Here is a 13,042-nt window from a genome sequence, read left to right as displayed (position 1 = left end):
TCAAGCCAGCCCGACGGCGGTGATGACCACGTCGATGACCTTGATGCCAATGAAGGGGACGAGGACGCCGCCCACGCCGTACAGGAGCAGGCTGCGCCGCAGGAGCGCCGCCGCGCCCAGGGGGCGGTAGCGCACGCCCCGGAGTGCCAGCGGAATGAGGGCGATGATGATGAGCGCGTTGAAGATGACGGCGGAGAGGATGGCGCTGTAGGGCGACGTGAGGCCCATGATGTTGAGCGGGCCGATCTCCGGGAACACGCCCATGAAGAGCGCGGGGAGGATGGCGAAGTACTTGGCCACGTCGTTGGCGATGGAGAAGGTGGTGAGCGTGCCGCGCGTCATGAGCAGTTGCTTGCCCACCTCCACCACCTCCAGCAGCTTGGTGGGGTTGGAGTCCAGGTCCACCATGTTGCCGGCCTCCTTGGCGGCCTGGGTGCCGGTGTTCATCGCCACGCCCACGTCCGCCTGGGCCAGCGCGGGCGCATCGTTCGTGCCGTCGCCCGTCATCGCCACCAGCTTGCCCTTGGCCTGCTCGGTGCGGATGAGCTCCATCTTTGCCTCGGGCGTGGCCTCGGCGAGGAAGTCATCCACTCCGGCCTCGCGGGCGATGGCCGCCGCGGTGCGCGGGTTGTCGCCCGTAATCATCACCGTGCGGATGCCCATGGCGCGGAAGCGGTCGAAGCGCTCCTTGATGCCGCCCTTCACCACGTCCTTGAGGTGGATGATGCCGAGCACGCGCGCACCATCGGCCACCGCCAGCGGAGTACCTCCCTGGTCGCCAATATGCGCCGCCGTCTCGCGCAACTCGGGCGGGACGGAGCCTCCCTGGGCCTCCACGTACTTGATGACGGCGTCCACCGCACCCTTGCGGATGTGGCGCGGGTGCGGGTCCACGAGATCGCAACCGCTCATGCGCGTCTGCGCGGTGAAGGGCACGAAGGCGGCCTGGTGCGCTTGCAACTCGCGCGGGCGCATCTTGTAGGTGTCCTTCACCAGCACGACGATGGAGCGGCCCTCGGGCGTCTCGTCCGCGAGGCTCGCCAGCTGCGAGGCCTCGGCCAGGTCCTCCATGCGCACGCCCGGCAGGGGCAACAGCTCCGTGGCCATGCGGTTGCCCAGGGTGATGGTGCCCGTCTTGTCCAGCAGCAGCGTGTCCACGTCGCCCGCCGCCTCCACCGCGCGCCCGCTCATCGCCAGCACGTTCTTGCGCAGCAGCCGGTCCATGCCGGCGATGCCAATGGCAGACAACAGGCCGCCAATGGTGGTTGGAATCAGGCACACCAGCAGCGCCACCACCGCCGTGCCCGGCAGCTTCACACCCGAGTAGAGCGCCAGCGGCACCAGCGTCACGCACGCCAGCAGGAAGACAACGGTGAGGCCCACCAGGAGGATGTGCAGGGCAATCTCATTGGGCGTCTTCTGACGCGCGGCGCCCTCCACGAGGCCAATCATCCGGTCCAGGAAGGACTCGCCCGGGTCGGCGGTGATGCGCACCACGATGCGGTCGGAGAGCACCTTCGTACCACCGGTGACGGACGAGCGGTCTCCACCGGACTCGCGGATGACGGGGGCGGACTCGCCGGTGATGGCGGACTCGTCCACGCTGGCGATGCCCTCCACCACCTCTCCATCGCCAGGGATGAGGTCCCCCGCCTCGCAGACGACGAGGTCCTCCTTGCGCAGCTGGGGAGCCGGGACGCGCTCTTCTCGCCCGTCCACCAAGCGCCGGGCGAAGGTGTCCTTGCGCATCTTGCGCAGCGAGCTCGCCTGGGCCTTGCCGCGACCCTCGGCCACCGCCTCGGCGAAGTTGGCGAAGAGGACGGTGAACCACAACCACAGCGTCACCGACACGGTGAACCACATCGGCGTAGGTGCCGGACCCGGCGTGACGAGGTCCTTCACCACCAGCACCGTGGTGAGCAGGCTGCCGGCCCACACCACGAACATCACCGGGTTGCGGGCCACGTCGCGGGGGTGGAGCTTGCGCAGGCTGTCCAGGGAGGCCTGCTTGAGGAGCGTCGGCTCGAAGAGTGAAGCGGGTTTGGAAGACGGGGAGGCCATGGTGTCAGAACACCTTTCCGGCCTGGCCGACGTAGTGGTCGACGATGGGGCCGAGCGAGAGGGCGGGAAAGAAAGTGAGCGCACCGACGATGACGACCACACTCACCAGCAGGCCGGTGAAGAGTGCGCCGTTGGTGGGGAACGTCCCAGGGCCGGGAGCCACCACCTTCTTGCCCACCATGGAGCCGGCGATGGCCAGCACGGGGATGATCATCAGGAAGCGCCCGGCGAGCATGGCCAGGCCCAGGCTGATGTTCCAGAAGGGCGTGTTGGCGTTGAGGCCAGCGAAGGCGCTGCCGTTGTTGGCCGTGCCGCTGGTGAAGGCGTAGAGGATTTCGGACAGGCCATGGGGCCCCGCGTTGTTGAGCGAGGACAGGCCCTGGGGAATCACCGCCGCCACCGCGCTCAGCCCGAGGATGACGAGCGGGAAGATGAGCACGTACAGCATGGCGAGCTTCATCTCCTTCGCTTCGATCTTCTTGCCGAGGTACTCGGGGGTACGGCCCACCATGAGACCGGCGATGAAGACGGAGAGCACCACCATGACGAGGATGCCGTAGAGGCCGGCGCCCACGCCGCCGAAGATGACCTCGCCGAGCTGCATGTTCACCATGGGCACCAGGCCGCCCAGCGGGTTGAAGCTGTCATGCATGGCGTTGACGGCGCCGCAGCTCGCGTCCGTGGTGACGGTGGCGAAGAGCGCCGAGGCCGCGACTCCGAAGCGCACCTCCTTGCCCTCCAGGTTGCCGTCCTGGGCCACCTGGGCAGCGGCCAGCGCGGGGTTGGCCTGGGACTCGGCGGCGTAGGCAGCGGCCACGCCCACGAAGAAGAGGACGCTCATGGCCGCGAAGAGGGCCCAGCCCTGCTTCGTGTCCCCGGCCATCCTCCCGTACGTGTACGTGAGGGCCGCGGGGATGGCGAAGATGGAGAACATCTGCACCAGGTTGGTGAGCGGCGTGGGGTTCTCGAAGGGGTGGGCGCTGTTGGCGTTGAAGAAGCCGCCGCCGTTGGTGCCCAGCATCTTGATGGCCTCCTGCGAGGCCACCGGGCCCATGGCGAGCGTCTGCTTCACCCCCTCCAGCGTGGTCACCTCACGGTAGGGCGCGAGGTTCTGCAGCACGCCCTGGGACACGAGGAAGAGCGCGTAGACGACGCACAGGGGCAGCAGCACGTAGAGGGTGCCGCGCACCAGGTCCACCCAGAAGTTGCCCAGCGTCTTCTGTCCCTCGGGGCCAGGGCGCCGGGTGAAGCCACGTGCGAGCGCCAGCGCCACGCCGAGGCCCGCCGCCGCGGACACGAAGTTCTGCCAGGCCAGCCCCATCATCTGGCTGAGGTAGCTCAGGGTGGACTCGCCCGCGTAGGACTGCCAGTTGGTGTTGGTGGTGAAGCTGGCGGCCGTGTTGAAGGCCAGCTCCGGCCCCACCGCCGGCAGGTTCTGCGGGTTGAGCGGGAGCACGTGCTGTAGCCGCTGCAACACGTACACGATGAGCACGCTGAAGAGACTGAAGGCCAGCAGCGACAGGGCGTACTGAACCCAGGTCTGTTCCCGGTCCCGCTTGAGGTCCACGCCACACAGCTTGAGCAGCAGGCGCTCCACGGGCCCGAGCACCCGGGGCAGGGGCTGGGTGGGCCCCTCGAAGACGTGGAAGAGGTAGGAGCCCAGCGGCTTCGTCACCGCGAGCACCAGTGCGAAGAAGAGGAATATCTGCAACCAACCAATGAGGGTCATGGCGAGCCTAGAAGCGCTCCGGCCGGAGCAGCGCGTAGACGAGGTAGACGACGAGCAGCACCGCGAGCACGGCGCCAGCGACGTATTCGAAAGTCATGAGGGACTTGCCTTTCAGAGGCGCTCGCAGCCGTGGGTGTAGGCCCACGAGAGCGCGAAGAATCCGGCGGTCACGAGCACGAGGACGAAATCCATCGGGGGGGTCTCCTAGAAGTAGGCGGTGGCACCGGCCACCACGAGGGTCTGGGTGGAACGAGGGACGGGCGTGCCCTCGGCGGTTGTCTGGGAGCCGCCGAAGACGTCCGCGGTGGAGCGGTCGTGCCGCGCCTCCAGCTTGAGGACGAGGTGCTCTGCGGGCTTCACTTCCAGGGTGACGGTGCCCTCCACGAGCCGCTGGGCCGTGCCGCTGATGAGACCAGCTTGGTCGTCGAAGAGCTCGGCGCGCGCCGTCACCGCCACCGGCTGCGCCAGTTGCACACGGGCGTTGAGGCTGGCGGCGTACCAAAAGGCTGCGTCCTGCTCCGGGCGCTGCTGGGTGCCCACGTCAGCGCTGGCGGCAACGCTGAAGGCGTCCGTCACCTGATAGCTGGCCACCCCGTCCGCGAAGAGACGCAGGCCCGCGCCGCCACCTGAGCCCTCCTCGCCGATGAAGGTGTTGAAGGCGGCGGAGAGCCGATCGCCCGAGTAGGCCACCTGGGTACCCAGCGCCTTGCCCCGGTTGTTCTCGCCAATCGTCTGCCAGCCGTTGAGCAGGTGAAGCTGCGCGCTCCACGCGTCGGAGAACTTCCAGGTGCCCTTGAGGCCCGTCTGGTAATAGGGCGACAGCTCGCCCATCCACGAGCGCGTGTACGTCCAGTTGAGCTGCGACTGGAAGGACTCGAGGCCGATGTGGCTCGGGTACACGCCGGCCTCCAGCGTGAGCGGCCCGTGCGCGAAGGACAGCGAGGCCTGCTGGAGGAAGCGCCACACGTCGGGCCCGGTGGCGCTCCCCACCGGCTCCGCGGCATGCACCACCTCCATCGCGGTCCCGAGGCCCACCAGCACCCGGAAGCCCACCGGCGCTGGCTCCAGGCTCACGCCCAGGCTGGCGAGGTTGAGAGTGAGCTCGTTGTCGCGCTTGCCCGTGGTGCCGGTGCCAGGGATGAAGTTGGCGCCATCCGCCGGGCGGTTGAAGTTGTAGCCGTAATAGACGTCGGCCCCTCCCTCCACCTTCAGCCGGGAGGCGAGCGCCTCGAGCGCGGAGGGTGGATCGGACTCGGACTGGCCGAGCACCAGGGAGGACAGCAGGCAGGGGAGCGCAGCGAAGGACATGGACACCTCGTCCCCTTCGCTAGAGCACCCGCTGTACCAGGAGCCGCGTCGGTCACGGCCCCAGATTCCAAGGGGTTACAGCCCTGAGTGGGCCTTCGCGGTTGCAACCTGCACGATGACCCCCCAGCGCCCCCTGCACCCTGAAATGCCCCCACACGCCCCCGAAGGGCGGGAGGAGCAGGCGCTCAAGGGCCGTTGACGTGCGAGTTGACGTCGGGGCGGGCCTGGCTGGCCAGGTAGGCGTCCTCGGCCCGCACCAGGAGCGTACGGATGTCGGAGGCCGAGCGCGCCTCCATCAACGCCTGCCGCAACCGCGCATCCCGCATCAGCGTCGCAATCCGCGCCAGCACGCTCAGGTGCGTGCCTGGGGCGTGCGTCGGCGACGCGAGTGTCACGAAGAGCCGCACCGGCCTCCCATCCCGCGCGCCGAAGTCCACCCCTTCCGGGTCCACGGCCACACAGGCGGTTATCTGCCGCAGCCGCTCGGAGCGGCAGTGGGGAATGGCCACCCCCTCGCCAATGGCGGTACTCGAGATGCGCTCCCGCGCCACCAGCTGCTCCTCGAGCTGCTGCTGGGGAGCCCGCGTCCTCGCCGCGAGCATCCCGGCCAGCTCATGCAACACGCCCCCTCTGTCCCGAGCCGTCAGGCCCGGACAGATGCAGTCCTCCGACAGGTAATCGGTGAAACGCATCCCACACCTCCCCATCCCAGCAGCGCGCCCCGGTTGGGCTCACACGAGCAGGCTCATGCGGCAGGTACCGCAACCGGGCGCTCTTCAGCACATGCTCGGAATGGTGAGACGCATCGGCAACCCCCACCGTTCCTCGCGGACGCCCCTCCTCGCCCGCGCTGTCCGCTGGCGTACCCGCACGGCCCCGCGGCAAGCAGCGGCCCGAGTGGCTCGCCAGCCCGTTGGGGTTCCTACGTTTCGGGCGCCGGGTCCCAGCCGTAGAAGCGCTGGAGCTCCGCGTAGAGCTCCGGGGTCTTCTCACGCATCTGCCGGGGCTTCTCGAAGAAGGACTCGGTGGCCACGGCGAAGAACTCGGCCTCATTGAGGCCGCCGTAGTCGTCGAGCACCTGACGCTCCAGGCGCCGGCCCTCACGCAGCTTGAGGAAGTGCTCGCCCATCACCGAGGCCCACGCCCGGTAGTGCGAGTACTGGCGCAGCTGCGGCGTGCCGTCGAAGGCCCCGTCCTCCCGGTCCAACACGTGGGCGAACTCGTGGGTGGCCGTGGAGTGCCCATCATGGGGATTCTCCAGCCCCGCCAGCACCGACTGCCAGGAGAGGATGACGGTGCCCCAGTTCTTCGCCTCGCCGAGCACCACGCCCGTGCGGTCCGGAATCCGGAAGGCGTCCGGGTAGACGATGACCTCGCGCAGCCGGTCGTAATAGGAGAGGTCCAGGTGCACCACCAGGCGCACCGCCGTGGCCGACACCACCACGCGCACCTCATCGGTGATGGTGAAGCCGCCGGCCCCGATGAACTCCTTCTCCCAGGCGAAGAGCTTGAGCTGGTCCAGAAAGCGCTGGCGTAGCTCGGTCGGGAGCTCGCGGAAGAAGGGGACGCGCCGCTCCAGGTAGCCGAGCCACTCGGGAGGAAACGGGCGGCGCAACAGGCGGCGGCGCCGGAGGGTGCGGAAGAGGCCAAGCATGAGGGAGAGCGTAAACCCTCACCCCAGCCCTCTCCCAGAGGGAGAGGGAGCTCAGCGCACCAGCGCGAGCCGGCGTACCGTCACCGGGGGCCGGGGCTCGGGCCGCTCGAGCACCTCGCCGAGGGCCTCCACCACCCGGGCGAAGAGCTGATGATCCTGGCAGCGCAGCACCAGGCGCTCGCCCTCGGCGGTGCGCACCGTGAGCCAGTAGGTGTCCGCCGCCACCACCAGCCGGACGATGGCGGCGAAGACGAGCACCGTGGCCACCACCAACGCGGCCGTCACCCGGAACGAGCCCGGCTGCAGCATCAGCGAGGGCACGGCCATCGCCGCCGCCGCGCCCACCAGCAGCGGGAGCTTGAGGCCGGGAGCCTCGTGCCGCGTGCCGAAACCGCGCAGTTCCTCCAACCGCCACGAGCCACCCGCCACTTCCAAGCGTTCGCTGGTGAGCCGGAAGCCCTCCGCCGCCACCAACACCCGCTCACCCGAGGGGGTGAGTGGCTCCGGTGGAAGGGAAGGAACCAGCCTCAGCACGGACTTCCGGTGCAGCCGCGACCCCGGCCAGGACTCACGCTCCATCATCGTGCCTCCCGCGATCACCACTCATCCCCGAAGCGTCCGTCAGGCGCTCCGGACCCCGCGCCCGTGGCGGCCCCCCCACCACATTGCGCAACAGCTCCTTCAGAGACTCCAGCGGGGTGCCCAGCGCGTAGCAACCGCGCGCCCCCAGACTCACCGCCAGAGTTCGCAACCGCTCGTCCTCGAAGGGCAGCAGCGCGAAGACAGGCGCCGGCCCTGCCTCATTCCCGGCCATCCCCAGTACGCGCGACATGCTGTCCTCGCGCTGCACCAGCGCCAGCACCACGTCCGGCCGCTCCACCCCCCCGCCTGGACGCAGGGCAATGCCCATGTCGCCCAGCACGTCGCTCAAGAGCGACCGCAGCGACTCGTCCGCGTCTGGCGCGAGGATGACGCAGCACGGCAAGGGGTAACGCATAGCGGCTCCTCCCCCTGTCCCCCCAGCAAGTCACATGCCTGTAGGCCTTCCCTCGGGAGAGTCCCGACGCACCGCGGCACAACGTGGCACCGTGCAAGAGCCCCCTGGCGGATTGCCACAGGTCCGGCCGGCGGCACACGGGAGCCCTTGCCGCTCTCCTTCGGAGGGCTCAGTGGATGGTCTGCGCCTGGGAGGCTGTGGTCAGACTTCCGCCAGACACCGCCACCGTCGCCGCGCCCGGCTGCGCGGACTTGAAATAGAAGCTCGCCTCCGCCTGGGCGTTGGAGAGACTCACGGTGGTGAGGGCCGCGCCGGAGCAATCCGGGTCCGCGTGGAAGGTGACGCCGGAAGCCGCGGAACCCGAGGCCCCCAGTTGGAACATCCCCGCCGAGGGCACGAGGTTGCCGGCCGCGTCCTGGCTCTGCACGATGACCTTGCCGGAGCAGGAGCTGGTCGCGACATCGTACTCGGGCGTGAGGAACGTGAGCCTCGACGCTGGCTGGAGGGTGTACACCGACACGTCGAAGGTGCGATCAGGCGCCGTGGCCGGGTCGTAGCCCACCCCGGTGATGGCGTTCGAGGTGATGACACTCCCCGTCCCGTAGTAGTCCGCGATGGCGGCCTGAAAGGCCGGATTGGACACCGAGCCGTGCTGGAGCACGTTGTTGGCAATCCGCGCGCTCGCCGACGGGGAGGGCGGCTCGCCGGCGTCCTGGAAGAGGTAGATGCCAATGTCGTTGTCGGTGAGGGTGTTGCCCTCGACGACGAGCCCGCTCACCAGGGGCGCACCTGCATCCACCTTGACCAGGATTCCCGAGCCCGTGGCGCTCGCGCCGGTATAGGCATTCCCGGAGACCCTGTTCCCCGTCACCCGCGCTTTGGCCCCGTTGCTCACCTGGATGCCATTGCGCGCGATGTGGCCCACGGCGCCTCCACCCTCCACGGTGTTGTCCGCGATGTTCACCTCCACGAAGCCCGTGGCCAGGATGCCGAGCTTCTGGAAATCCGAGACGCGGTTGCGCAGCACGTCCACCCGGAAGGGGCCGGCGCTCGCGTCCTCGTTGCGCACCTCGATGCCAAAGCCCTCCTGGCAGCCGCTCGTGGCGCCCTTGCCGAGGCCGCTCACCACGCTGTCCACGACTTCTCCCGAGGCCCCTTCGAGCAGGATGCCCCGGAGCATCTCCGCACCGGTCTCACACTGGTTCTTCAACCCGCTGGCGGTGACGGTCACGTTGCGCACGCGCGCCAGGGTGCCTCGGTTCCGGATGACGGCCCCGATGAAGTGGCTCCCGGGTGGGTCCACCGCCGTGACGGTGTGGCCCTCGCCATCGAAGGTGTAGCCCTCTGGGACAAGCAGCGTGGCATCCGTGGAACAGTCGGCCGCCAGCGCGAGACGTCCGGCCTCGAGCGAGAAGGCACACGGAGTCCTCGTGCAGACCGGGCCCGACCAGGTGACCGGGAAGGTGTGCGAGGAGCTGAGCCCCGCGGCGTTGGTGACCGTCACTGTCACCGTGGGCGTCACACCGGCGGGCAGACAGGACGGAGAGGTCCAGAGGGCCTCGCTGCCATCGGCGTCACTCACGGGAGCACTCACGGTGCCCGCAGTCGTGGTCCACGAGAAGGACAGCGTCCCGCGAGAGGCCGCTGCGGTGACACCCAGGCGCAGTACCTCCCCGGGCCCCACAGAGGCTGAGGACGAGGAGGTCTCCCCGAGGGTGGGGGGTATCGCGGGCGGGTCATAGGTGACGAGGGGAGCGCCATGCTCGTCACAGCCCACCACCCCCAGTGTCAGTCCCACGACGAGCAGCGACAGGTTCCTCACATCTACACGGCTCATGGTCACGCGACTCCCATTCCAGGCCCGGAATGAGCGTCACCATACCGGTAGACCCTCGCCCCTCGAACTCGGAGCCCGCCTCAGCGCGGGCGAGTGACCAGCTCTGAACGCCCGATGGGCTCGATACCCCGGGCCAGCAGCTGCCGGGCGGCCAGCACGGACACGCAGTCCTCCGTGCTGTGGATGTCTCCATAGAAGGAGAGCAGCGTGGCCGGCTCCACCACGCTCACGCCGCCCACCTGCACCGAGGGCACGTGCCTCACGAAGACATCCAGGATGACCTTCGCGCCCTCGACGTACTTCGCGTACCGATAGAAGTGCGTGGAGGTCGCGTCGAAGCGGCTCCAGATGCGGTGGAAGCCCCGGTCCGAGAGCAGCTGCACCAGCTCGGGGAAGCGCGCGGGCTCCACGAAGAGGTCCACGTCCTTGTGGTCGTGGAAGATTTTGAGCTCTTCGTGGGGCGGGGCCATGAAGTGCCAGGCCCACCCGCCAGAGATGGTGACCAGCGGGGCGAGCGCTCGCAGCTCGGCTTCAGCGATGCGGAGACGCTCGGGGTTCCAGGGCTCGTCCGCCCGTTTGGGGTTGCGGGGATCTCCCATGACACGTCTCCTGCTGAGGTTCGCGGCAGAGGACGCGAGCGGTTCCACGAAGCTGACGGACCGGGCCAAGTTCGAGCTTCGAAAACGAACCGTCACTCCGCTACACCCGTGGGTGGAAGGGATTGGAGGCGACGGTGAAAGCGTACGGCCGCAGCATGCGGCCCGCGCTCCGCTACACGGTCCTCATCAGCACTCCCCCCACCACCTCGTTCATCTCCCGGCCGTCTCGGCGCACCCGGCTCACGGCCGCCCACCTCGACGCCTCCACCCGAGAGCAGCTTGGGAACCACCACTCCGGCCCCACCGACGGTCAGGAACCCGATGACGACCATGACGACCCACTTGAGCGGCGAGGACCTGGGAGCGGCGGGTTTCGCCGCTGCCAGGTCCTCAGCCGGGACCGCGGGCGCCGAAGCCAGGGTGTTCTTCGTCGGAGGCTTGGGTGGCAAGACATTGGGAGAGGGGCGTCCCCGCCGAGCCGGCCTGCAGACCTCGGTGCGCTCGTCCGCACCAACCGCGGCAGGAAGCGGTGCGGGAGGACGCGGTGCCGCCACCGCTCCAGCGGCCGTGCGCGGCTGTCCCCCCACGCTCGGGAACGAACCCAAAGGGGGGCCGTTCTGGGCAGGTCCGAACTCCGCCAGCCGCTCGCCCAGCGTGGCCTTGAAAAACTGGGCCACTGCCGCTGGCGACGAGTTGAGCCGGTGGTGGGCCATCACCGCTTCGATCTCCTCGCGCATGGCGGCGGCAGACGGCGTGCGGCGCGCCGGGTCCTTCACCAGGGCGCGAAGGATGAGGTCCGAGACGTCCCGGGGGATGTTCGGCTCGAGCTGCGACGGCACGGGCGCCGGCTCACTCACGATGGCGTTGAGCGTGGCCGCATCATGGTCTCGCTTGAAGGGCTGCTGACCGGTGAGCAGTTCGAAGAGCACCACACCCAGGGCGAACACGTCGTTGCGCGCGTCCAGGGGCTGGCCCGAGGTGGCCTCGGGGGAGAGATAGGAGATCTTTCCCTTCAGCACGCCCGCCTGGGTGTTCTCCTCACCCTGCACCTTGGCGATGCCGAAGTCGCTCAGCTTGATGGCGCCGTCGAGCGAGATGAGGATGTTGTGGGGACTCACGTCGCGATGCACCACCGGGTGGGGCACACCGGCCGGGTCCACGTAGCAGTGCGCGTAGTGCAGACCCGCGGCCGTCTCGGCGACGATGCGCAGCGCGTGCTCGATGGGCAGGGTGAGCCCCTTGCGCCGCAGCTCGTTCATCAGCTTCTTCAGATCCGGGCCGCGCACGTACTCCATGAGGATGTACGCCACGCCGTCATTCATGCCCACGTCGAATGTCTGCACGATGTTGGGGTGAGTGAGGCGCGCGTTGGCCCGCGCCTCCGCGAAAAGCATGTCGACGAACTCCGCGTTCTCCGCGAACTGCGGGAGAATCTTCTTCATCACCACGAACTTCTCGAACCCCTTCACGCCCACCTGCCTGGCGAGGAACACCTCGGCCATGCCGCCCTGCCCCAGCCGGCGGATGCTCTGCAGCCGGGTGGCGCTGATGGAGTTGCTGATGTCCGTGCTACCGCCGCCCTTGGCGTTCGAATCCAGGTGGGTGGAGCCGAACAGGTACTGGCTGAGGGCCCGCGGCTCGAGCGCCTCGAGGTCTTCCAGCGGCTGCTTCACCAGCGACGAGCGTCTGAGCAGCGGCAACAGCCGGGGAATGGAAGGCAGACGCGCGGTCCCGCCGCAGATGGGGCACTCGCGCTCGGGGCTGGCGTTGGTGCGCAGCCTGGCCAGGTACTCGGAAGCGAGGGCGCGCTGGTGGTGCTCGTGGCCGCAGTTGCGGCACTCGCATGGCAGCCACAGCGTGCCGAGCTGCGCGGTGAGCAGTTGGGTGAAGCGGCTGAGCGCGTTGAGCACCGGCGGTGGCACGCGGCACAGCACCACCTTGGCGCCCTGCGACGCCGTGGCCAGCACCTGCTCCAGCCTGGCAACGGCCTCCGGCTCCACCTTGGTGACGTGAGAGAAGTCGAAGGCAACGCGCCCCTCCAGGCCCGAGGCCAGCCGGCGCACGTTCAAGCTCCCCTTCAGCTCGCTGGCGAGGGTGATGTACGTGATGTCGTCCTGGACGATCTTCAGATGCGTGGTGAGCGGGTTGGGCGCGCTGGGCGAGGTGGCGCGCAGGTAGCGCATCACCACCGGATCCACCGTGCCGAGTTGCTGGCGCCCGACGTAGTCGAAGAACTCGCTCGGCAGCTCCGCGAACTCCAGCTTGCCGGCGCACACCGGGCAGGAGTGTTCGGGGGCACAGCCCTTCGCGATGATGGGCGCCTCCGACAGCAGTTCCACCACGCGCAGCCTGTCCTCGCCACAGGCGCGGCACGTGTAGGGCGCCAGCACCGACAGCACCCGCGACACACCGGCGAAGCCCTCCACCATGTTGAGCTGGTCCACCATCACCGGTGGCGCGTTGACCATGTAGAGCGAGCTCCCCCCGGGAGGCAGCTTGCTGGCGAACTCGACCCACCGCCGCACGCCGAAGGAGCTGATGCGCTCCACCCGGCCGAGGTCGACGATGATGAGCCCACCGAGGTCTGGCGAGGAAGACGTCAGCGGGAACGTCTCATCGATGACGCCAGCGATGCGGATGTGGTTGATGGTACCCACGCGCACGCGGCTGATAGTGGCATTGGACCCCTGCTGCGTCTCCATTGTCCCGCTCCTCATTCCGCTCGAAGAGTGGATGAAGTTGGATGGCTCGAGGCCGAGCTTTCGGAGGAAAAGAGGGAAAGACCCGGCCGGCGTCCCAAAAATCTTCCGGTCGCTCGCGTGGCCGCCGCGCCCTGCATCCACCACGCGCCTCGAAG

The 13,042-nt window shown here is 68.7% G+C and carries 11 protein-coding genes; all 11 read right to left on the bottom strand.

Annotated features, from left to right (window positions below; genetic code table 11):
* Positions 1-2,061, bottom strand: a complete 2,061-nt coding sequence (gene kdpB, locus OV287_RS01025; RefSeq protein ID WP_267532071.1) for a potassium-transporting ATPase subunit KdpB — start codon at positions 2,059-2,061, stop codon at positions 1-3.
* A gap of 4 nt (positions 2,062-2,065) precedes the next feature.
* Entirely contained in the window at positions 2,066-3,790 is a 1,725-nt protein-coding gene (kdpA, locus tag OV287_RS01020) for a potassium-transporting ATPase subunit KdpA (protein WP_267532070.1), read from the bottom strand.
* A gap of 7 nt (positions 3,791-3,797) precedes the next feature.
* Entirely contained in the window at positions 3,798-3,887 is a 90-nt protein-coding gene (gene kdpF / locus OV287_RS01015) for a K(+)-transporting ATPase subunit F (protein ID WP_267532069.1), read from the bottom strand.
* 107 nt (positions 3,888-3,994) lie between these two features.
* Positions 3,995-5,098 (bottom strand): outer membrane beta-barrel protein, encoded by a 1,104-nt coding sequence (locus tag OV287_RS01010; protein ID WP_267532068.1) that lies wholly within the window; start codon positions 5,096-5,098, stop codon positions 3,995-3,997.
* Between the two features lie 185 nt (positions 5,099-5,283).
* Positions 5,284-5,790, bottom strand: coding sequence for a PTS sugar transporter subunit IIA (locus OV287_RS01005; protein ID WP_267532067.1), 507 nt, complete (start codon positions 5,788-5,790; stop codon positions 5,284-5,286).
* Positions 5,791-6,020: 230 nt separating this feature from the next.
* A complete protein-coding gene (locus tag OV287_RS01000) occupies positions 6,021-6,752 on the bottom strand; it encodes a M90 family metallopeptidase (protein WP_267532066.1) in 732 nt (243 codons plus the stop codon).
* 51 nt (positions 6,753-6,803) lie between these two features.
* A complete protein-coding gene (locus tag OV287_RS00995; protein WP_267532065.1) occupies positions 6,804-7,334 on the bottom strand; it encodes a DUF6232 family protein in 531 nt (176 codons plus the stop codon).
* Positions 7,321-7,749 carry a hypothetical protein gene (locus tag OV287_RS00990; RefSeq protein ID WP_267532064.1) on the bottom strand — a complete coding sequence of 143 codons (429 nt, stop codon included), beginning with the start codon at positions 7,747-7,749 and terminating at the stop codon, positions 7,321-7,323. The genes OV287_RS00995 and OV287_RS00990 overlap by 14 nt, the downstream gene beginning before the upstream one ends.
* 169 nt (positions 7,750-7,918) lie before the next feature.
* A complete protein-coding gene (locus OV287_RS00985) occupies positions 7,919-9,586 on the bottom strand; it encodes a right-handed parallel beta-helix repeat-containing protein (RefSeq protein WP_267532063.1) in 1,668 nt (555 codons plus the stop codon).
* 80 nt (positions 9,587-9,666) lie between these two features.
* Positions 9,667-10,185, bottom strand: a complete 519-nt coding sequence (locus OV287_RS00980) for a hypothetical protein (protein ID WP_267532062.1) — start codon at positions 10,183-10,185, stop codon at positions 9,667-9,669.
* A gap of 92 nt (positions 10,186-10,277) precedes the next feature.
* Complete coding sequence (locus tag OV287_RS00975; protein WP_267532061.1) at positions 10,278-12,887, bottom strand: serine/threonine-protein kinase; 2,610 nt, start codon at positions 12,885-12,887, stop codon at positions 10,278-10,280.
* Positions 12,888-13,042 lie beyond the last annotated feature (155 nt).

It is taken from the genome of Archangium lansingense (assembly GCF_026626635.1).
Classification (GTDB): domain Bacteria; phylum Myxococcota; class Myxococcia; order Myxococcales; family Myxococcaceae; genus Archangium; species Archangium lansingense.
The sequence above is the reverse complement of the archived record's forward strand: the minus strand, read 5'-3'. Positions and strand labels throughout refer to the sequence as shown.

Coding starts and splice junctions, on each gene's coding strand:
- kdpB (WP_267532071.1), bottom strand. CDS start 2,061: ATGGCCTCCCCGTCTTCCAAACCCGCTTCACTCTTCGAGCCGACGCTC.
- kdpA (WP_267532070.1), bottom strand. CDS start 3,790: ATGACCCTCATTGGTTGGTTGCAGATATTCCTCTTCTTCGCACTGGTG.
- kdpF (WP_267532069.1), bottom strand. CDS start 3,887: ATGACTTTCGAATACGTCGCTGGCGCCGTGCTCGCGGTGCTGCTCGTC.
- OV287_RS01010 (WP_267532068.1), bottom strand. CDS start 5,098: ATGTCCTTCGCTGCGCTCCCCTGCCTGCTGTCCTCCCTGGTGCTCGGC.
- OV287_RS01005 (WP_267532067.1), bottom strand. CDS start 5,790: ATGCGTTTCACCGATTACCTGTCGGAGGACTGCATCTGTCCGGGCCTG.
- OV287_RS01000 (WP_267532066.1), bottom strand. CDS start 6,752: ATGCTTGGCCTCTTCCGCACCCTCCGGCGCCGCCGCCTGTTGCGCCGC.
- OV287_RS00995 (WP_267532065.1), bottom strand. CDS start 7,334: ATGATGGAGCGTGAGTCCTGGCCGGGGTCGCGGCTGCACCGGAAGTCC.
- OV287_RS00990 (WP_267532064.1), bottom strand. CDS start 7,749: ATGCGTTACCCCTTGCCGTGCTGCGTCATCCTCGCGCCAGACGCGGAC.
- OV287_RS00985 (WP_267532063.1), bottom strand. CDS start 9,586: ATGAGCCGTGTAGATGTGAGGAACCTGTCGCTGCTCGTCGTGGGACTG.
- OV287_RS00980 (WP_267532062.1), bottom strand. CDS start 10,185: ATGGGAGATCCCCGCAACCCCAAACGGGCGGACGAGCCCTGGAACCCC.
- OV287_RS00975 (WP_267532061.1), bottom strand. CDS start 12,887: ATGGAGACGCAGCAGGGGTCCAATGCCACTATCAGCCGCGTGCGCGTG.